Source organism: Saccharothrix carnea (assembly GCF_003014735.1).
Lineage (GTDB): Bacteria > Actinomycetota > Actinomycetes > Mycobacteriales > Pseudonocardiaceae > Actinosynnema > Actinosynnema carneum.
In genome coordinates this window covers 207,543-227,261 of record NZ_PYAX01000009.1, presented here as the reverse complement: position 1 = coordinate 227,261, position 19,719 = coordinate 207,543, and the positions used below count along the sequence as shown (strand labels likewise).

Sequence of the window (19,719 nt, the reverse complement as noted above, 5' to 3'; positions counted from 1 at the left end):
GCTCACCCCTCCAGTGCGGCGAAACCACCGCCCGGGACGCCCAGGCCACCGTTGCGCTCCGCCCCGTCCTTGAGGCGCTGCTTGCGCCGCTCCTGCTCCAGCGCGACCCAGTCGCGCCCCTCGGCGGCGACGGCTTCGAGCGTGCGCAGCGCCGAGGTGACCCCGGAGGTGTCCATGGCGAGCTTGACCAGCTCGGCCGGGTCCTCCAACGCCGGGTCGACCAGGCCCTGGAAGTTCTCCACGACCGCCGTGATGACCTCGCCGCTGTTGAGCGTCAGGGCGAACTGCCGGCTGCGCAACCTGCCGACGTCGAGGGGCTGGAGCTGCTCGGTCACCTGGACGACGTTCCGCTCCCCGTTGGCCACGCGCGTGCCCGCCTCCGCCACCTTGGCCGACGCCAGGGCCTCGTACCGGAACGAGGTCCGACGCTCGTCGCGGACACTGCCGTCGAGGAAGTTCAGGTCGACCTCGATCTCGCGGACCCCGCTCCTGGTGAGCAGGAAGATCAGCACCACGTACTCGGAGTAGCGGACGGGACCGCGCGGCACGCGGGCCCGCCGCGCGTCCGGCGCACCCTGGGTCATCACGACGTGGTCGATGAGGTCGCGGTTGGTCAGGCCGGCCCGTTCGAGGGCCACGGTCTTGAGGTAGGACTTGTCCAGCGCGAGCCAGGTCGCCATCTCCTCGTCGTCCGGGCGGTCGGCGAGCACCTGGAGCCACGCCGTGTAGGCCTCCTGCTCGCTCTGGGAGAGGGCATCCTCCGCCGCCGTGAGATCGCCGACGACCTGGCGCGTGGTCAGGACCGCGATCGCGGTCCGCAGGCCCAGGTACGCGCCGGCTCCCAACAGCAGCGCTACGCCGACCATCCCCCGGCCGGCCAGGACGAGGGGGCCGACCACCGCGAGCGCCACGCCGACGCGGAACAGGACGACGGGCAACGTGCTCGGCCGCAGCGCTTCGCGGTAGTCGAGGAACGTGCCCGCGCGCCACCGGGACACGGCCTGGTCGGCGTGCCAGCGGATCAGCCAGTTCAGCGACGCCGGACTGACCTGGGCGTTGCCGTACGCCGCGACGAGCCTGCCCTTGAGGTGTTCCCGCAGCCCCGCGGTGCCGCCGGACCAGTCACCCGCCACGTGGGGGCGGCGGTCGCGGAACCCCGCCTCGACCTGCTCGTGGACGCCGCGGACCCAGTCGGTCGGCACCCAGTGCCCCGGCGACTCGACCGGCTGGGGGACGTACGGGAACCCGTGCTCGGCCTCCTTGCGCACCAGCCGGGCGGACTGCACCGCGCGTGCCACGCCGAAGCGGACGGTCAGGTAGCCGCCCGCGATCGTGAGCAGCAGCGGCAGCAGCGCACCGAACACCCCCGGGCTGCCGAACAGGGTCAGCAGGCCCATCGCGACCAGGAGCCCACCCCCGGCCAGCTTCGCCCAAGCGGAGGCGCCGACCGGTGGGGACGAGTACAGCAGGCGACGCGGTTGCGCGGGCTCGGGCTCGAAGAACTTCCAGGCCCGCCCGACGCGGTCGGGTTCCCGCCGCTCGAAGAGGATGCGCTGGGCGTCGACGGCGGCGAGGTGGTCCTGGATCGCGCCGCCCAGCACGGAGTTGAGGTGCCGCGTGATCTCCTTCTGCCGCTCGCCGGGCAGGCCGCCGACGCGGTTGAGCACCCGCTGGAGCGAGTCGGCGTCGAGCTGGCCCACCGACGCCTGGCGCCAGATGCACGACATCAGCTCGCGCACCACGTCCAGCGCCACCCTCCAGGCATCGACGACCGGGAAGTTCCGCGCGACGTGCAGGGCGGTGTCGAAGTTCTCGATCACCGACGGGTCGACCTCGTTGAGCGATCGTTCGCTCACCACGGACAGCGCGTAGTAGTAGACCATCCGGCTCGTCCCGCGTCCACTGAGGACCAGTTCGCGCAACAGCTTCTCCGCCTCACGCGGCACACCGCCGTTGAGGTGGCTGAGCGCCACCTTGAAGCGCCACTCGGGCGGGTCGTCCCTGTTGACGTGGTAGGTCGTGTTGTGGGAGTGCAGCGTCGAGCCGCGCAGGTCGAAGCCGACCTGCTTGCCCACGAACGAGTGGTCCCCGGCGACGTTCCGGTTGTCCATCTGAGGTGCCCACGGCGGTGGCGGTGGCGTGTTCATCGGTCATCCCCGTTCCGGAACGCGCTCGGGAAGCCCGCTCCGAAGTCGAAGCCGACCTGCCGGTCGACGTGGGCGTGGTCGCGGGCGATGTTCTGGTTGGACAGCCGGGCGTACGGCGCGTCGTGCTCGTCGGGCTTGCCGGAGTCGCGCTGCTCGGCGTCGTAACGGTCCAGCGTCCCCGCCACGGCCACGGCGAACGCCGCCGCGTTGCGGGCCGCCAGCACCTGCGAGCCGGCATCGTCCGCTTCGTACTTGTGCCCGTCCGCGTGGTCGCTGATCGCCCGGATGGTCGCGGTCGGGATGCCGTTGTTGAGGTGCCCGGCCAGGGCGAACCCGGCGCTCTCCATCTCCACGGCGACGGCGTCGTTGTAGTGGTCGTCGATCTGCTTCGCGGTGTCGGACCGGCGCGAGTCCAGCAGGACCTCACCGGCGGCGATCGGTCCGAAGTGGACTGCCGGGACCGCCTCCCCGTCCCGGTCGGGCGACGCGCGGAACCACCGGTCTTCCCGGGATACCCGACCGGCGACCTGTTCGATCCGGTGCGAGACGTCCCAGGCGCGGGGACGGGCGCGAAACCCCGTGTCGTCGCTCCGCCCGCCCTGGTAGGCGTAGACGCGGGTCCCGACGACGACGTCGCCGATGTCGAGCCGGTCCCGCAGCCCGCCCGCGATGCCGACGAACAGCATCGCCGCGGGGGCGAACTCGACGACGGCGCGCTCGGTGAGCGTCGCCGCCGACAAGTTGCCCATGCCGGTCGCCGCGAGGGCGATCCGGCAGGTCGGGTGTGACGCCAGGAAGCCGGTGTCGAACAGGGTTCCGGCACCGTGGCGGTGCGTCCGCAGGTCGGTCAGGTGTGCGCGCACCGCGTCGTACTCCACGGGCAGCGCGGTCAATATCACGATCATCGGTCCACTCCATCGCGGTCCGGGTGACGTTCTTCGGGAGAAGTGATGAGCGGTGGCGAGCTCACGCGCTCGCCGGTCGATCGAGCCCGCGACGGCACACCACGAGATGCGTTGACCAGGTGAGGGGAACGCCGATGCGGCATCGCGGACGCTAGCCCACCCGCGTTGTTCGCGTCAAACCGACGATAACGGTGAGCGGGTGGAACCCCGAGAATTGCGGTTACCATGTTCCATGTGGATGGACGACCGGTCGGCACAGGCGGCCATGCCTGAGGAAGCCTGGACGATCCCCGAGGTCGCCGTCGCCGTCGACCTCGCGATCCTCACCGTGCGTTCCGGCGCGTTGAAGGTCGTGCTCGTCGAACGCGGGATCGAGCCGTTCGCCGGTATGCCGGCCTTGCCCGGCGGGTTCCTCGCCCACGAAGCCGAGGACGTCGAGGCCGCCGCGTTCCGCGAGTTGACCGAGGAGACCGGCCTCTCCCCCGAATCGCTGCACCTCGAACAGCTCCGGACCTACGGCGCGCCCGACCGCGACCCGCGCCGCCGCGTCATCACGGTGTGCTACCTGGCTTTCGTGCCCGGTCTGCCGTCACCGACCGCGGGCGGCGACGCGGCCGACGCGAACTGGGTCCCGGTCGACGCGGTCCTGCGCAAGCGGAGCAGGTTGGCGTTCGACCACAAGAAGATCCTGGCCGACGCGGTGGAACGGGCCCGGAGCAAACTGGAGTACACGACGCTCGCCGCCGCGTTCTGCCCGCCCGAGTTCACCGTGAGCGACCTCCGCCAGGTGTACGAGATCGTGTGGGGCGAGGAACTCGACCCGCGCAACTTCCACCGCAAGGTCACCAGCGTGGCCGGGTTCCTGGTGCCCACCGGTGGTCGCACGTCCCGTGGTGGTCGACCGGCCGCGCTCTTCCGGCGTGGCCCGGCGGAGGTCCTGCACCCGGCGATCCTGCGCACCCCGTCGAGGACCGGCCGCCGCTGAGCCACGCCACCACCGCGTCGCCGACGATGTCGCGGTGGTCGAACGCCACGTCCGCGCCGGGAGCGAGGAACTCGTCCAGCGGGACCCACCGGGCGGCGCGGGCGTCACTCGCGGCCGTGACCCGGGGCGCTCGCTCCACGTAGTAGCGGTAGACGACGCTGACGACCCGCCCGCGCGGGTCACGACCGGGTTCGTCGTAGCACCCGACCTCGGCCAACCCGGCTCGCGGCACCCTCACGCCGGTCTCCTCCTCCAGTTCCCGCGCGGCCGCCGCACGCGGTTCCTCGCCCGCCTCCACGAAGCCGCCCGGTAACGCCAGGCAGTCCTGGAACGGCTGCTTGGCCCGTTCGACCGCGAGGAGCGAGAGAACCCCGCTCGCCCCCGCGAACAGCACCACGTCGGCGGCGAGATCGGATCCGACGCGCCGACGTCCGACATCATCAGTCATGACACCAGCGTAGCTTATTGTCAGCGTGACATCAACTACTCGCGACCCTAGAGCCGCTCAACCAAGCCAATTGTCATCTTGACCTTAAGAGGGTCACTCCCCCGTCCGGCGCGACCGCATCATCGGTGGTGACAACACCGTCGCCCCGCCGGCCCGGTAGAGCGCGGCCGGTCGACCGCCCGCCGTGGGCCGCTTGCCACCCGTCGCGACGACGAACCCGTCCGCGTCGGTGACCTTGCGGTGGAAGTTCGGCTTGTCCAGCGCCACGCCCCACACGGCCTCGTACACCGCGCGCAGGTCGCCGATGGTGAACTCGTCGCCGCAGAAGGCCGTGGCCACGGTGGTGAACTGCAGCTTGTCGCGCGCCAGCTCGACACCGTCGCGCAGGATGTCGCCGTGGTCGAACGCGAGCCGCACGCGCTCGGCCTCGGCCACCGGCACCCAGCGCGCCGCCCGCGCGTCGGACCCCGCGGTCGGCAGCGGCAGGTCGGGCGCGATGGCCAGGTACGCGCAGGTGATGACCCGGGGGTCGCGGGGATCGCGGTCGGGGTCGGAGTAGACGCCGATCTGCTCCAGGTGCAGGCGGGCCGCGTCCATCCCGGTCTCCTCGGCCAGCTCCCGCGCCGCGGTCTCGTCCAGGCTCTCCCGGCCGCGCAGGAACCCGCCGGGCAACGCGGGCTTTCCGGCGAACGGCTCGTTCGCCCGCTCGACCAGCAGGACGTTCAGCCGGTCGGCGCGGATGGTGAGGATGACGAGGTCGGCGGTGACGGTGACCTTCTGCCGTGCGCGGCGCTGCGGTGACACCGGTGCAGCGTAACTTCTTGTCGGCTCGACATCAGGTCGTGGACTTCGATACACGCCCTAGATCCGGCCGGTCGCCGTCACCAGCTTCACGATCTCGTGCGGTGGCCGTGCGGACGCGCGCCGCTCCACCTCGCGGTAACCGTCGCCGTAGACCGGGTCGGGGTTCGACGACAGGTTGTCCAGGTAGTACCGGGCCAGTCGGCCGCCGCGGTGGCGCAGCCACCAGCTCGCGACGAGCTCGCAGAGCCCTTCCTCGTCACGAGCGCTCCGGATGCCCGCGCCGGGGCAGAGCGCGAGCCAGGCGTGGCCCATCTCGTGCGCGAGCACCTGGCCGAACTGCGTGGCGGGCATCCCGGACATCACCCGCATGCGCGCCACCTGGCTCGTCCCCCCGCTGCGCACGACGCTGGTCAAGCCGTGCACCGACGTGCCGGCGTGCCTGCCGAGCTGGTCGGGGGAGGTCAGTTCGACCCGGACCCGGTTCGGCAGCCGGATGCCGTAGGAGTGCAGCAGTGGTCGGACCAGGCTCACCACCGCACCGACGTCGGACTGCCGGTCCACCGCCCAGGCCGAGCAGCGCCCGCACCGGGTCCTGCCGTCGTCGAGCACGCTCCGGGCACGCGCGCCGGAGCCGCCCGTGGCCGCCGAGCAGCTCCAACAGCGGGCACCTCGGGAACACGCGTGGCACATCGACTCCCCGAAGTGGTCCACCGCCCACGAGAAGCCCAAACCGTTACCGCACACCACGCACACGTCGCCGGCGGCCATGGCCTAAGCTCGCCTGATGAGAGCGGACGTGGTCCTCGCCCGCTGCCGCCAGGGGTCCGCGCTGTACGGGCTCAGGGTGGAGCAGCACCCCGAATCCTGGTACGCGACCTGGGCCTTCGCGATCGACGAGGCCAAGGCCCGCGGTGAGCGGTACGACGCCACCACCATCGACGGCGGTCTGCGGATCGGTGAGGGTTTTCCCGGTTGTCCCCGGTGCACCGCCGACTCCTTCGTCCAGTGCGGCTCGTGCGGTCGCCTGAGCTGCTGGGTGTCCGGTTCCTACTGGCACTGCCAGTGGCCGCCGTGCACGTCGTCCGGGAACCCCCGAGGGGCGATCCGCACGTTCAACGCGCACGGCGACCACTGACTACTGCTCGACCACCGCGCTGACGGCGTTGAACTCGATCTGCGAGCCCGGCACCAGCGCGACCGACCGGCCCGGTGCGATGGGGCTCGCGACCTGCGACCCGGGCAGCGTCACGAACCACGGCAGGGTGCTCAGGTTCTTCAACCCGTACCTGTCCTGCGTGGGGTGCTTCGAGATCTCGGCCAGCGGCGGATCGGTCAGCACCACGTCACCGCGCCGGTTCACGTGGTGGGCGTACAACTTGGTGTCGCGGTCCAGCACGACGGTCCGCCGGCCGTCGATGACGAGCTTCATGGGCACCTGCATGGCCTTCCGGCAACCCCAGCAGGTCGCCACGCGCCTGGTGGAGCAGTAGAAGTTCTCCCGGCCGCAGTGGGGGCACGCGAAGATCGCGTCCAACGTCGCCGAGATCGCGGTCTCCCACTCCCCGAACGTCGGGCGGCGCGCCGGGTCGGCCAGCCCGGCGGTGAACACCTTCGTGAAGATGTCCCGGACGGCCTGCGGGTAGAGCTCCCAGAAGATCGACGCGTTCACGTGCACGCCGGGGATGGGGCGGTTGCTCGCGTCGTGCGGGTCGAAGATGAACACCGGCTGGGTGCCGTAGATCCGGCGCATCGCGGCCGCGTCGAACACGTGGATGCGCGACTCGGCCTCGCCCTGCAGCGGGTGGTCGTTCATCAGCAGCAGGAAGAGCAGGACCGCCATCGAGAAGCTGTCGGTCAGCGCGGACGGCTTCTTCTCGTTCCGCACGATCTCCGGTGCCATGAACCGCGGTGTGCCGAGCACCCTGGGCGCGGTGCGCGAGGAACCGACGTTGTCGTTGTCGCAGATGAGGATGTCACCGGTGCGGGGTTCGACGAACAGGTTCGCGTCGGAGATGTCGCAGTAGAACAAGCCCTTGGCCTGCAACGCCTTGAACGCCGACACGGTGTGCCCGGCGGCCTGGACGAGCTGCCGGAACCTCATCGGGACCTTGCGCCCGAGCACCCGCGTCAGGCTGACGTAGTCCGGCGGGCGCAACGGCATCACGTACCCGAACTCGCCGTCCTTGAACACGATGTCCTCGGGCCAGAGGAACTTCGCCGAGGGCGCGTGCTCGTTCACCAGGTAGGTGATGTTCCGGCGCAGCTCGTCGTTCTGGAACGGCGGCAGGTACCACTTGATCGCGACGACCCGGCCGTCCGGGGTCCGCCCCTCCCGGACCTCGCCCTGGCCGCCCGCGCCGAGCACGTCCCCGACCGCGACCGGCGTACCGGACTCGCTGTCGAGCCGCTCACCTGCCTTGATCATCGCCGGTCACGCCCCTTCCCGTGTTCGTCTGCGCGGACTCCTCCGGTGCCTCGTCCGCTCCGTCGAGGTCGGTGTCGACCCGCGTGTGCGCGAAGGCGGCGGCGGGGTTGTGGATGCTCACGCCGGGCCGGTCCTCGGGCACCTGCTCGACGTCTTCGGAGGCCGGCTCCGTGATTTCCGCGATCTCCGCGGGCGACGAGGCAGTCTCGGGTTCCGCCGCCACGTCCACGGCGTCCGTCGACTCGGGCATCTCCCGCGCGGAGTCCGGCGGAGGCTCGTCGCGGTGGTCGGTCGGCACCTCGCCCGCCCAGGCCAGCGCGACGCTCATGTCGTCCCCGCTGCCCCTGCGCGAGATCTCGGGCAGCCAGCGTTCCAGGTCGTCGACGAACGCCGACCTGCCCCGCCCGTCGCGCGTCGGCCCGCCCGCCGCCCTGGCACGCTCCGCGACGTCCTGGCAGAACCGGAAGAACCCCTGCTCCTCGATGTAGGAGTTCACCACCCCGTCCGTCGTCAACACGATCGCGGACGGCACGTGGCCGTGGTCGAGCGGGATCGTGCCGACCCGGATGCCGTCCGGTGCGTTGTCGTCGCACAGCGACGGGGTCATGTTGCCGATCGCCTCCGGTGGCGGCGGCACCAAATAGCTCGCCTGGCCGCCGACGATCTTCACCATCGCGCCGTCGCCGAGCTGGATCCAGTGGAGTGAGTCGGGGCCCACGATCACGCCCAGCACCGTCGTGCCGTACGCCTTCGCCTGCCAGCTCCCGAGCTTCGGCAGGTCCCACCGCGAGTCGTCGGGCAGGGGCAGCGGGCCCAGCTCCGCGGGCGTCGGCGACGTCCACTGCCCCGCGTACTGCGCGAAACCGCGCAGCTGCCAGAACAGCTGCTCGGTCTGGGCGAGCCCGTTGTGCTCGGCGAACTTGGTGACGAACCGGACGATCCCGCGTTCCCCTCCCTGCCTGCCCGGCAGCATCGGTGGCTCGGCCACGAGGTCGGCGTGCACCATCGCCCGCCACGTCGGGACGACGTGGCTGGTCTCCTGCGCCCACAAGGCGTGCAGGTCGCCGGGGTCGACGCTCTCCCGCGCGGCGCGCACGCGCTCGTGGAAGGCGAGGAACACCTCCCTCATGGTCTGCACGGCCAGCTGCGCGCCGCGGTCGCTGCGGAAGTGGCGCTCCGAGCCGTGGCCGTCCGCGACGACGACGAACGCCCACTTGCCGTCGTCGAGCACCCGGCTGTCGCTGTAGTCCTGGCACATGATCCCGTCGCGGACGTGGGAGGCGCCCAGCGCCGAGTGGTGGGCGGCCCGCCAGATCCGCTGCTGTCTTCTCCCCCTGCCCTTCAGGGCATCGAACACCTGGTTCACGACGTTCACCAGACGAGGTCCTCGGCCGAGGTGGTGGGCGGTGGCGGAGGCGGCGGCGGGGTGCCGAGGAACTGCGTCCCCACCGGCTGGCTCGCGGGCGAGGACGCCGACTTGAGCACGGTCGTCGACGCGTACTTGATGAACTGCACGAGGTCGCGGGGGTTGCGCGCGGTCAGCGGTTCGATCTCGGGGTGCGCGATGAACTGGCGCAGCACGTCGAGGTCCGCGTCCGGACCGATCCCGATCGCGATGCGGATGGCCCGCTTGCCCCACGGCTGGTCCATCAGCGCGCGCAGCCCGCTGTCGATGTCGTCGGTGGGCTGGCCGTCCGACACCAGCACGATCACCGGGGGCAGGCCGCGCTCGGGCATGTTGTCCACGGACAGCTCCGCGGCCATGGCCTTCATCGCGGCGCCCATGTCGGTGATGCCGCTGACCGAGACGTCGGCCCAGCTGAAGTCGGCGAGCGGCACGGGCCGCGGCGTCATCCACCGGTAGCCGGTGCTGAACGTCATCGCGCGGACCTCGACCGCCGCGTGCGGGTTCTCGTCGGCGGAGGCGACCATCTCCGGCAGGGCTTCGCGGATGGCGTGGTTGAGCTGGCCGATCTTCTGGCCGGCCATGGAGCCCGACACGTCGAGCATCCAGAAGAAGCGGAGAGGTCGGTGGGAGATGGCCCCACCGGGCAGATCGGAAGTCACGGGGAACTCCTGTCGGGGGCGTGCGTCGATCAGGTTCGTGCGTTCAGGGGGCGGACGGGTCAGCAGTCCTCCACGGGGACGGTGTCCAAGGGCCCGTGGCGGCCTTCGATCATGGGGTAGACGTTGACGGTGATGGACCCGTCCGGCTTGCCGTCCTTGGGGTTGCCGCCCCAGAACGCCCGGCTGGCCACCAGGCCGCCGTCGTCGCGGTGCGAGAACGCGCCGAGCCTGGGCAGGATCTCGGTGTTGAACGCCGTCGCCCGGTCCGCTCCGCTGGTCGGCTGGTCGGCGACGCCGAAGGACAGCACGACGCCCGCCCTGCGCCCGTCGAGGTCGGGCTGGGACAGGCGGGCCACCACCTGCTCCTCGACGGCCTTGAGGTGGGCGTCCCGCTCCGGTGACGCGGGCCCGGTCAGCAGGGCCGGGTCGGTGGTGACCCGGAAGCAGATGAACGCGCTGTCCACGCCGGGTGGCGGCGTCGACGTCGTCGTGGTTGTCGTCGTGGTCGTGGTGGAGGTGGTGGGCGTGCTGACCGCGCCGCCGGTCTGCGTCGCGAGGAAGATGACGACGAGCACCAGCAGCGAGTCGGCGAAGATCCAGCCGACCACGCCCACGAGGTTGGACCCGTTCTCGGGACGGCGCTTCACCGGGTCAGTCCGCCCGTCCCGAGCCGCGCCGCCACCACCGCCGCCTGACCTGGCCGTCGAGCTCGACCACGCGGGTCATCGCCTCGACCACCCGGCGGCTCTGCTGGGCGCTGTCGGCCAGTTCCACCGACACCGCGTGGAGTTCCGGGAGCAGCAGCGCCGGGGCGGCGCGCAGGTCGTCCACCGCGCGTTGGAGCGCCTGCGCGGCCTTGACCGCGGACTCGTCGAACCTGACGAACGAGTCACCGACCAGGCCCGCCGCGGCACGGCGCTCCTCCAACTCGCGGTCCAGGGCGACGACCACGGACTTGCGCAGGTGTTCCATCTGCGCCGGGAGGTCCGCGACGACCGTCCGCAGCACGGCTTCGGTCTCCTTGGCCAACTTCGCGGTGCGGTTGGCGGCCGTGGCGGCGGCCAGCGGGTTGTCGGCGAGCACGCCCAGTTCCTGCGTGACGACCTCCTGGCGGGCGTGGATGTCGTCGAGCTTCGCGCCGACGTCGCGGATGCCCGCGAGGACGTCGAGCACCTGCTGCTGCGCCGCCGGCAGCCTGCTGTTCAGCCCTTCGGCCCCGGTGACGAGCGTGTCGACCCGGTCGCCGAACCTGTCGGTGGACCGCGCGAGCGACTCCACGGTGGACTTCAGGCCGTCCGAGCTGTCCACGATCGCCCTGCCGCCCACCGCGATGTCCTTGGCGGCGTCGGCGAAGTCCGCGAGGCTGCGCTTGCCTGCCTCGATCGACACCACCAGTTCCTCGCGGGTCTTGGCGAGTTCCGCGACGGCGGCGCTGTGGGCGGCTGCCTCGCTGCGCAGGTCGTCGACCCGGGCGTGGTAGATGCCGTTCAGCTGACCGTGCAGCTCACCGACCGCGCGCACGACGGCGAGCAGGTCGTCGCGCGCGGCGGGCAGGTTGGCGTTGACCTGCTGGACGCCCGCGGCGAACGCCCCGGTCACGGTCTCCATCTCCCGGACGCGCGTGGCCAGCTCGGCGGTCGGCACCTCCAGGCTCTTGGCGCTGCCCGCGATCACGGTCCCGGTCTGGGCGAGGTCGCCCGTCGCCCGCACGAGCTCGGTGATGTTGGCGCGGCCGTCGTCCACCAGGTCCGCCAGCACCTTCTGCGCGTCCACGAGCCGGCGGAGGGTCTCGTCGTAGACCGGGAGCAGCTCCTTGGCGCTGTCCGTCAGCCGGTCCACCGCCTGGTCGTCGACCCGGCGCACGGCCGCACCCGCCTCGATCAGCACGTCCCGCAACGCGTCGGCCTTGAGCAACCGGTCGCGCTCCTCCGCCTCCGCCGCACGGCGTTGCAGCAGCGTGCCGCCGACGAAGAACACGACCACCGCGAGGATGGCGCAGAAGTCGAGCAGGGCGACCACGTCGAGCGTCACCCACGTCCGGTCGCCGAACCCGCGCGTCCACATCTGCAGGAACGAGGCGTCGGCGAACACCTCCTGCTCGGCCCGCGGCGCCCCGAGCAGCTCCCGGTACGCCTGCACCGCGAAGTAGATGCCACCCCAGGTCACCAGCAGGGGCAGGAAGAGCAGCACCGTGCGGACGACGTCGACGTGCCGGGCGCACCACGCCACCACTCCCCGCCGCTGCCCCACCACCGCCTCGGCGTCGAAGAACGCGAGCAGGTCCACGCCCCGCCAAGGCGCGGTGTCGCCGTTGCCCAAGTCGTCCGCCAGCCGAACGAGCCCGGGGGCGAGGTCGCGGTAGGCGGGTGATCCGGCCAATTCCCGAAGGCTCGCCTCGGGACTCTTCGACACCACTCGAACCTCGTTCTCGTCGCACGTGCACACGAAGCCGCCAGGACCTGACAGGTGGCTCACTGATCGCGGTATCGCGACGTCCCAGACCATCGTTACTCGTCTCGACGGCATCGTATCGGAGTCATTGCGCGGCGGTGACCGATACGACGCAAGAGCATTACCCGCAACAATCCAGGCCCGCGCAACCCGCAATTATCGGGCTACCGGCGGGTCGGGCCACCATCGTCACCCGATCACACCGGAACCATCACCCACAGCTGATCTCCGCAGCTCAGCGCGGTGAAGCTGAACCTGTCCGGCCAATTCTGCGACGAAGCCTCACATAATCGCCGATACGCGGGATGCGACTGTCACCTATCGCCGAATTCGACCCCAGAGCAGTCGCAGATGTCGAACGAGGCAACTCCGCATCAACACCCCACGGCGGTTCTACTTGCCACCAGTCGCGGACACGGCACCTGCAGAGCTCATCGCGCATTGAAGTAGTCAGGGTTCGCAAGAGATCCGCAGACACATACCACCAACTACCGGCCGGCAAGCACAAGACCGGTGGCGCCCGCGTGGTGCGGTGTGTGGTGGTGGCGGGCGGCAGGCTAGTTTGCCCCGGTGAGCCTCCTCGATGACGTGGCCGAGCGCGACGGCTGGCGCTGCTGGGTGTGCGACGAACCGGTCGACCCCGACATGTCGGTGAACGACCCGCGGGGACCCAGCGTCGACAGCCGGACCGCCGACCGGAAGGCCAAGGTCGCCGAACGGCTCGCGCACCGCGGGTGCAACACGCGCAAGGGCGCGGTCAAGGTGGTCATCGCCTGGCCGGACCGCCTGCACGTGGCCGACCCCGCGCCGCTGATCACCGTCGCAGGCAGGCTGGAGCGCAAGGGCGGCCGGGAGATGGTGGCCCGCTGTCCGACCGAAGAGGACGCGCGCGAGGCGGCCGAGTGGCTGGTCGACCGGTTCTCCCGACTGGTACCGGGGCTGCCGGTGACCGCCGACGTCGAGGCGGGCGGCGGGCAGTTCCTCGTCGTCCTGGCCACCGGCCGCCGCTGACCGGGTTCAGCGCCGCAGCGGGTAACAACCGGCCGAGTGCAACGAACGAGGCACTTCGCCACGGCCGACGACGGTTTCGCGGTAGAAGTACCGCAGCCCCGCCGTCGTGCGTTCCCGAGGAGACATCGTGCGCTTGCCGACCATCGCCGCCGCAGCGGCATTCGCGGTTCTCGCCGGGGTGGTGACGGTACCGGCGGCGCAGGCCGCGGCCACCACGCTGTACGTGCGCGACACCGCGGCGTGCACCGACGACGGTGACGGCAGTGCGGCCACGCCGTTCTGCACGGTGCAGGCGGCGGCCGACGTGGTCGACCCCGGCCAGGTCGTCGACATCACCGGGACGCAGGACGAGAGCGTGACCATCACCCGGTCCGGGACCGCCGACGCGCCGATCGTGTTCGAGGGTGGCGCCGTGCGGCGTCCGGCGGGCGGCACCGCGCCGACGATCACCGTGCGCGGGGCGCACGACGTGACGCTGCGCGGCATGACCGTGCACGGTTCCACCGTCACCAACGCCGTCCTGATCGACAACGCCGCCCGGGTCACGCTCGACCGCGGCACGATCCAGCCGGACGCGGACCCCTACGGCGGCGCCGACACGGTGCGCGTCACCGGCGGGTCCGCGGCGATCACGGTCAGCCGCACCACCTTCGGCACCCGCGGTCGGGCCGTGTACGCCGACGGCGGCGCGGGCGTCACGGTCAGCGGGAACACGATCACGGCCCTGGGCAACTTCGGCGTGATCGCCGAGAACGTCGACAGCGTCGCCGTCACCGGTAACACCCTCCGCGACTCGTGCCACCGCGGCGTCAAGGTCACCGGTGCGACCACCGGCTCCTCGATCCAGAACAACGTCATCTCCGAGGTGCTGTCCTCCTCGATCAGCGGCTACTGCCCGAAGGGGCCGACGCACCCGATCGAGGTCGACGCCGCGGCGGCTCCCGGAGTCACGCTCGACTACAACGTCGCGGACCGCTACGCGAACGTGTACCGGTGGGCGGGGACCGCCTACCAGACCCCCGCCGCCCTGCACGCCGCCACCGGGCAGGGCGCCCACGACCTGCTCGCGGATCAGAACGACGTCACGCCGACCATCGACTCCGGCAACGCGGACGCGCCGGGCGTGCTCGACGCCGTCAACGGCCCCAGGGTGGACAACCTGCTGGTGCCCAACACGGGCGCGGGTTCCATCCCCTACCTCGACCGCGGTGCGCGGGAGCAGCAGGACCGGTTCGCCAACCAGCACATCACGGTGTCCGCGTCGCAGGCGCCGGTCGGCGGTGTCGTCACGGTCAGCGGCAACGTCCGTTCCGAGTGGGGATCGCCCGTCACCTGTGCGATCGACTTCGGGGACGGCACGACGACCTCGGTGCCCTCGTGCGCGGCGTCCCACGCCTACCGCGCGACCGGCACCTACACCGTCAAGGTGACCGCGACCACCGAGTCCCGGCTGAGCACCGGCGGGTCCTGGTCGGTGAAGGTCGTGCCGGCCGGCGGGACGCTGAACCCCAGCCTCACCGCGACCAGGCTGGGCGGCATGACGGCGTCGTTCCGCGTCGACTCCGGCGGAGATCCGTGGAACATCGTCCGCACCGCGTTCGACTTCGGTGACGGCCACACCCTGACCGCCGTCAGCGGGATCGATCACCGGTACGAACGTCCCGGCACGTACCAGGTCCGGGCCACCGTCACCGACGCCGGTGGCACCACCGCCACGACGTCGACCAGCGTCACCACGCTCGCCTCGGGTTACGTCACGCACGGACCGACCCGGTTCCTGGACACCAGGTCCGGCGTCGGCGCCCCTGCGCAGAAGGTCGCGCCGTACAGCACCGTCCGGCTCAAGGTCGGTGGTCGGCACGGGATCCCGGCGGACGTGACGGCGGTGGCCATGAACCTCACCGTCACCAACGCGACGACCGACGGCTACCTCACCGCCCACCCGGCCGGGCAGGCGCGGCCCACCGCGTCCGTGGTGGACTTCCGGACCGGTGTGACCGTGCCCGGGCTGACGACCGTCGCGGTCGGCGGCGGCCACGTCGACCTGTTCAACGGCAGCCCGGGCACCGTCGACCTGATCGCCGACGTCGCCGGCTACTACACCAAGTCCGGTGCGACCGCGGGCTTCGACCCCGTCTACCCGAGCCGGCTGCTCGACACGCGCACCGGCACCGGAATGCCGTCGCCCCGGACGATCGCGGCCGGTGAGACGTTCACCCAGCGGGTCGCCGGCCACTACACCGGCGACGTGCCCATCAACGCGACCTCGGTGCTGCTCAACATCACGGTCGTCAACCCGCGCGCGGCGGGCCACCTGACCGCGTTCGCCACCGGCACGGCCAACCCCCAGACGTCGAACCTCAACTACGCGGCCGGGCAGACCACCACGAACTCCGTGATCGCACCCATCGGCATCGAGGGCAGCGTCAACTTCCACCCGAACGCGACCACGGACATCGTCGTCGACGTGATCGGCTACTTCGCCGCGAGCGGCAGGAGCTTCCTCCTGCCCGTGTCACCGCTGCGCACGGTCGACACGCGCACCGGCATCGGCGGTCGCACCGGTGCGCTGCCAGGCCGGTCGACCACCGACTACACCCTCGCGCAGGGTGCTCCGTCCCTCGCGTACGGGCCGATCGCGGTGATGTTCAACGCGAAGGCCGTCACCCCCCAGCGCGACGGCTACCTCACCGCCTACCACCGGGACCCGGTCCAGCTCCGGCCGGACGCCGCCACGCTGAACTTCACCGCCGGCGGTGTGACCAACAACCTCGCCGTCACCGAGGACGTGACGGCGGCGTTCCACAACGGGAGCGACGGCACCCTCGACCTCGTCGTGGACGTGACCGGCTACTTCTACGAGTACTGAGCGTTCGAAGGGCGCGGCCGGACCGGTGATCGGTCCGGCCGCGCGGCCTTCGGGTCAGCCGTTGCTCTCCACGTACAGGCAGTAGAGGTCGAAGCCGCCGGAGCCGGCGTCGAACTGCTTGGCCAGCTCTCCGCTGCCCTCGAAGTCGGCGAGCACGTGGTGCGTGCCCTCGCGCAGGCCCACGGCGAACAACGGACGCCCGACGGGCGAGTCGCAGGCGTCGTCACCGGTGCCGGGCGCGTGGAACTCCGGGCACGTCGTGCACGGCGGCAGGGTGAACTCGTGGGCGGTGGAGCCCGCCAGCTTGATGTTGATCTCGCTGTTCACGGTGTTGTAGAAGGTGATCGTGATCGGGCCGCCCTCGCCGAGGGGCGCGGGCACGGGCACCTGGGCGCCGGTGCCGATGGCCACCTCGGCGGCGATCTGCGCCGACTGGGCCTGCGGCAGGCTGCCGTGCTGGGGGAAGGTCCTCATGAACCGGTCCAGCGTGGTGATGGCGGCCGTCGCCTGCCCATCACGCAGTTCGCTGAGCCCGCAGTCGAGCATGACGCGCGGGTACTGGTTCGTCGCCTCGGCCGCCACCTTGGCGGCGACGTCGTTGGTCAGCTCCGCGAAGAAGCCCAGGACGTCCACCACCTCGCACGGCTTGCCGGCGGCGAGCGGCGCGGTGGCCGCCGCGTAGAGCGCGTCGAACGCCGCGGGCACCTCCTTGGCGGCAGGCGTGTCACCGAACTCGTCGGCGATCGCCTCGAGAGCGGTGGCCGCCGCACTGGCGCCCACGGGCGTCTCGGAGGTGAGCTTCTTCGCCAACCGCAGGTAGGTGTCGGCGACTTCCGGGGCGAACGACTCGTCCTCGGCGAGCAGGTCGCGGTAGACCTTGATCGAATCGGACAGCCTGCCCTCGTCACGCAGCCCGCGGGCCCAGGTCGTGTAGGTCTCGACCAGCTTCTCGCGGACGAACGGGCTCAGCGGGCTGTCCGGGTGGTCGCGGCGGAACTGGCCGTAGCGCTGGACGACGGTGGCTTGGTCCTCGGAGTCGGCCGCACGGGTGAAGTCGGCGCACTCGGCCAGGCCGCGGTCCGCCGCGGCGACGTCCGAGCTGAGCGTCAGCTCGTAGGGCCCGGTCACGGCGTTGAACCGGTCGGTCGCCGCCGCGCAGTCACCGCGTCCCTGAGCGGCGAGCCCGTCGTCGTGGGCGCCGCGCCCCAGCACGCCGTACCCGATGTACGCGCCGACCACGGCGACCACCGCGATCGCCCCGACCACCACGGGCCGGCGGTTGGCGATCGGCGGGTGCTGCACCGCGATCCGCCGGGCGTCGAGGACGAGGATCGCGAGCCAGACCGCCGCCAGGATCCGCCACAACCACGGGTTGGCCGCCGCGTTGGTGGCGAACGCGACCACGACGAGCACGACGGCGAGGACTGCCGCCGTCCACGCCTGCCAACGCCGGCGCAGGTAGAAGTAGCCGGCACCGACGCCGGTCAGGTTCAGCAGCACGGCGGCCGCGGTGGACTTCGGCTCGGGCGGCGTCGGTGGGATCCGCAGGATCGGGTCGGTCGGCGTCGGGTCGACCCACACCGCGTGCTCCTCCGGCCCGGACGGCCGCGCCCACGGATTCACCGCCGCGGTGGGGTGAGCCGCCTCGAACTCGGACGACTGGACGACCGCCGCTTCAACGGCCACCGGTTGCGCGGTCTCCGCTTCCGCGACCGCCGGTGCAACAGCCGATGGTCCAGCGGCCGGTCCCGCGGTCGCCGCTTCAGCGGCCGATTCGGCACCGGGCTGCGACACCGGCGGATCGGCCGCCGGTGGCTGTGCCTTCGATCTGTCCTCGCCCATCCCAAACCCCCCACAACGGTGTCCCCCGACCCGATCACTAGGGGACCACACCGCGGTGGTCGGGTGCATGGCTTTTGTCGCCGACAGAGCCGTTCTGAGTCCGAAAGCACGAACGGCGAGCCGCACGACCGAGCCGTCACGGCCCCACCCCGGTCGTGCGGCTCCGGCCGCGCCTTCAGCCGGTCCCGTCCTCCGACTCCGCCGGCAGGTCGATCCAGCTGCCGACCGCGGTGGGCACGGAGATGCTCGGCGCCTTCGGCGGACCCAGCGCGGTGGCCACGGCCTCCTTCCACGCGTTCTGGTCGCGCGGCTCGTCGCCCTCCCGCACCTCGGCGAACCGGATGATGCCCTCGGTGTCGATCAGGAACGTGCCGCGCCGGGCGATGCCCTCGGCATCGTTGAACGTCCCGTAGGTCGTGGCCACCTCACCGTGCGGCCAGAAGTCCGACAGCAGCGGGAACGGGTACTTCTGCCGCTCGGCCCACTCCTTGAGCGAGAACGGCGAGTCGACCGAGACGCCGAGCACCTGGACGTTGTAGCTGCGGTAGACCTCGATCTCGTCGCGGATCTGGCACAGCTCACCCCGGCAGATCGGGGTGAACGCCCGCGGGTAGTACACCAGCAGGACGCTCTTGTCACCGGCGTACGACGACAACGTGACCGGTCTGCGGTTGTTGTCCTCAAGAGTGAAGTCGGGAGCCTGCGCACCGATCTCCAACACGACACACCTCCTCGTTCCCGCTCAGCCGACGACCGAACGGCGCACCTGCTCCACGTCGAGCGCGCGGGCCTGGCGGATCACGTCGGCCAGCGCCCGCTCGCTCAGCGAGCCCTCGTGCGCGAAGATCAGCGCACCGGCCCGCATCACCGCGATCGTGGGGATCGTCTTCACGTTGAACGCCGTGCCCAGCTCGGGCTGCTCGTCGGCGTCGATCGAGGCGAACACGACGTCGTCGTAGTTCCCCGCGGCGTTGCGGAACACCTCGGTGAACGCCTGGCACGGGCCGCACCAGTCCGCCGAGATGTCGATGACGATCACGTCGTTGCTCTTGATCAGCTCCTGGTACGACGGCACGTCCAGCTCGATCACCTCACGGCCGGTCTCCGACATCGTCCACCGCTCCTTCCACGTCGACCACCACTTCCGCTCCTCACACCGTCACCGGGTCGGCCACCTGCTCCACCTTCTGCATCACGTAGGCGACCAGCTGCAGCAGCGTCCGCTTCACCTCGGCGCGATCACGCGCGTCGCACTGCAGCACCGGGATGCCCGGGTCGATCGACAGCGCCCGCCGGACGTGTTCGAGGGGGTGGTGGAGGATCCCGTCGAACGTGTTGACCCCCACGGCGTAGGGGATCTTGCGGTTCTCGAAGAAGTCGATCGAGGTGAACGAGTCGGCCAGCCTCCGGCTGTCGGCCAGGACGACGGCGCCGAGCGCGCCGCGCACGAGGTGGTCCCACATGAACCAGAACCGCTCCTGCCCCGGTGTGCCGAACAGGTAGAGCAGCAGGTCGTCGCTCAGCGCGACCCGGCCGAAGTCCATCGCCACCGTGGTCGCCATCTTGTTCGGGATCCGGGTGGTGTCGTCCAGCTCGTTGCTGACGACGGTCATCATCGCCTCGGTCGTCAGCGGCTGGATGTCCGAGACGGCGCCGACGAAGGTCGTCTTGCCCACGCCGAACCCGCCCGCCACCACGATCTTCGTGGAGGTGACCGAGCCGACCTTCTTCACTGGACCGAAATCGTGGATGTTCATGGTGCGTC

At 71.1% G+C, this 19,719-nt stretch carries 16 protein-coding genes and 2 pseudogenes; 4 read left to right on the top strand and 14 right to left on the bottom strand.

Annotated features, from left to right (window positions below; translation table 11 throughout):
- Positions 1-2 precede the first annotated feature (2 nt).
- Positions 3-2,147 carry a hypothetical protein gene (locus B0I31_RS26430; RefSeq protein ID WP_146173955.1) on the bottom strand — a complete coding sequence of 715 codons (2,145 nt, stop codon included), beginning with the start codon at positions 2,145-2,147 and terminating at the stop codon, positions 3-5.
- Positions 2,144-3,052: a 5'-methylthioadenosine/S-adenosylhomocysteine nucleosidase family protein gene (locus B0I31_RS26425; protein WP_106618086.1), complete on the bottom strand. Its 909-nt coding sequence runs from the start codon at positions 3,050-3,052 to the stop codon at positions 2,144-2,146. The genes B0I31_RS26430 and B0I31_RS26425 overlap by 4 nt, the downstream gene beginning before the upstream one ends.
- A gap of 265 nt (positions 3,053-3,317) precedes the next feature.
- Here B0I31_RS26425 and B0I31_RS26420 point away from each other — a divergent pair, with 265 nt between their 5' ends.
- A complete protein-coding gene (locus tag B0I31_RS26420; RefSeq protein ID WP_106618247.1) occupies positions 3,318-4,037 on the top strand; it encodes an NUDIX hydrolase in 720 nt (239 codons plus the stop codon).
- Between the two features lie 70 nt (positions 4,038-4,107).
- Here B0I31_RS26420 and B0I31_RS42005 read toward each other — a convergent pair.
- The 3 genes and pseudogenes from B0I31_RS42005 to B0I31_RS26405 form a co-directional block, all read right to left on the bottom strand.
- Positions 4,108-4,485, bottom strand: a pseudogene (locus B0I31_RS42005) (NUDIX domain-containing protein); the annotation flags it as partial.
- Between the two features lie 93 nt (positions 4,486-4,578).
- Positions 4,579-5,289, bottom strand: a complete 711-nt coding sequence (locus B0I31_RS26410; protein WP_106618085.1) for an NUDIX hydrolase — start codon at positions 5,287-5,289, stop codon at positions 4,579-4,581.
- Between the two features lie 57 nt (positions 5,290-5,346).
- Positions 5,347-6,057 carry a protein DA1 gene (locus tag B0I31_RS26405; protein WP_106618084.1) on the bottom strand — a complete coding sequence of 237 codons (711 nt, stop codon included), beginning with the start codon at positions 6,055-6,057 and terminating at the stop codon, positions 5,347-5,349.
- A gap of 16 nt (positions 6,058-6,073) precedes the next feature.
- On the opposite strand from B0I31_RS26405, the gene B0I31_RS26400 reads away from it, so the two are divergent.
- Positions 6,074-6,424: a hypothetical protein gene (locus tag B0I31_RS26400; protein ID WP_146173954.1), complete on the top strand. Its 351-nt coding sequence runs from the start codon at positions 6,074-6,076 to the stop codon at positions 6,422-6,424.
- Here B0I31_RS26400 and B0I31_RS26395 read toward each other — a convergent pair whose 3' ends face one another.
- The 5 genes from B0I31_RS26395 to B0I31_RS26375 are packed head-to-tail and all read right to left on the bottom strand — an operon-like array spanning position 6,425 to position 12,193.
- Positions 6,425-7,714: a protein kinase domain-containing protein gene (locus B0I31_RS26395; RefSeq protein ID WP_106618082.1), complete on the bottom strand. Its 1,290-nt coding sequence runs from the start codon at positions 7,712-7,714 to the stop codon at positions 6,425-6,427.
- Positions 7,698-9,089, bottom strand: coding sequence for a protein phosphatase 2C domain-containing protein (locus tag B0I31_RS26390; RefSeq protein WP_106618081.1), 1,392 nt, complete (start codon positions 9,087-9,089; stop codon positions 7,698-7,700). Before B0I31_RS26390 ends, B0I31_RS26395 begins: the two co-directional genes overlap by 17 nt.
- Entirely contained in the window at positions 9,086-9,781 is a 696-nt protein-coding gene (locus B0I31_RS26385; RefSeq protein ID WP_219910803.1) for a vWA domain-containing protein, read from the bottom strand. Before B0I31_RS26385 ends, B0I31_RS26390 begins: the two co-directional genes overlap by 4 nt.
- A 59-nt stretch (positions 9,782-9,840) precedes the next feature.
- Positions 9,841-10,428 (bottom strand): hypothetical protein, encoded by a 588-nt coding sequence (locus B0I31_RS26380; RefSeq protein WP_106618079.1) that lies wholly within the window; start codon positions 10,426-10,428, stop codon positions 9,841-9,843.
- Positions 10,429-10,432: 4 nt separating this feature from the next.
- A complete protein-coding gene (locus tag B0I31_RS26375; protein ID WP_146173953.1) occupies positions 10,433-12,193 on the bottom strand; it encodes a coiled-coil domain-containing protein in 1,761 nt (586 codons plus the stop codon).
- 609 nt (positions 12,194-12,802) lie between these two features.
- On the opposite strand from B0I31_RS26375, the gene B0I31_RS26370 reads away from it, so the two are divergent.
- Positions 12,803-13,243, top strand: coding sequence for a hypothetical protein (locus B0I31_RS26370; RefSeq protein WP_106618077.1), 441 nt, complete (start codon positions 12,803-12,805; stop codon positions 13,241-13,243).
- 127 nt (positions 13,244-13,370) lie between these two features.
- Complete coding sequence (locus B0I31_RS26365; protein ID WP_106618076.1) at positions 13,371-16,112, top strand: PKD domain-containing protein; 2,742 nt, start codon at positions 13,371-13,373, stop codon at positions 16,110-16,112.
- A 54-nt stretch (positions 16,113-16,166) separates the two neighbouring features.
- Here B0I31_RS26365 and B0I31_RS26360 read toward each other — a convergent pair whose 3' ends face one another.
- From B0I31_RS26360 to B0I31_RS26345, 4 genes and pseudogenes are all read right to left on the bottom strand, one after another.
- Positions 16,167-17,798 (bottom strand): transglutaminaseTgpA domain-containing protein, encoded by a 1,632-nt coding sequence (locus B0I31_RS26360; protein WP_106618075.1) that lies wholly within the window; start codon positions 17,796-17,798, stop codon positions 16,167-16,169.
- 430 nt (positions 17,799-18,228) lie between these two features.
- Positions 18,229-18,675 (bottom strand): annotated as a pseudogene (locus B0I31_RS26355) (peroxiredoxin); the annotation flags it as partial.
- Positions 18,676-18,696: 21 nt separating this feature from the next.
- Entirely contained in the window at positions 18,697-19,065 is a 369-nt protein-coding gene (locus tag B0I31_RS26350) for a thioredoxin family protein (protein ID WP_106618073.1), read from the bottom strand.
- Between the two features lie 40 nt (positions 19,066-19,105).
- Positions 19,106-19,711: a GTP-binding protein gene (locus B0I31_RS26345; RefSeq protein ID WP_106618072.1), complete on the bottom strand. Its 606-nt coding sequence runs from the start codon at positions 19,709-19,711 to the stop codon at positions 19,106-19,108.
- Positions 19,712-19,719: the final 8 nt, after the last annotated feature.

Bases quoted from the DNA above. Each gene is read 5' to 3' on its own strand.
- B0I31_RS26400 (WP_146173954.1), top strand. From the start codon at position 6,074: ATGAGAGCGGACGTGGTCCTCGCCCGCTGCCGCCAGGGGTCCGCGCTG.
- B0I31_RS26395 (WP_106618082.1), bottom strand. From the start codon at position 7,714: ATGATCAAGGCAGGTGAGCGGCTCGACAGCGAGTCCGGTACGCCGGTC.
- B0I31_RS26405 (WP_106618084.1), bottom strand. From the start codon at position 6,057: ATGGCCGCCGGCGACGTGTGCGTGGTGTGCGGTAACGGTTTGGGCTTC.
- B0I31_RS26425 (WP_106618086.1), bottom strand. From the start codon at position 3,052: ATGATCGTGATATTGACCGCGCTGCCCGTGGAGTACGACGCGGTGCGC.
- B0I31_RS26420 (WP_106618247.1), top strand. From the start codon at position 3,318: ATGCCTGAGGAAGCCTGGACGATCCCCGAGGTCGCCGTCGCCGTCGAC.
- B0I31_RS26430 (WP_146173955.1), bottom strand. From the start codon at position 2,147: ATGAACACGCCACCGCCACCGCCGTGGGCACCTCAGATGGACAACCGG.
- B0I31_RS26350 (WP_106618073.1), bottom strand. From the start codon at position 19,065: ATGTCGGAGACCGGCCGTGAGGTGATCGAGCTGGACGTGCCGTCGTAC.
- B0I31_RS26345 (WP_106618072.1), bottom strand. From the start codon at position 19,711: ATGAACATCCACGATTTCGGTCCAGTGAAGAAGGTCGGCTCGGTCACC.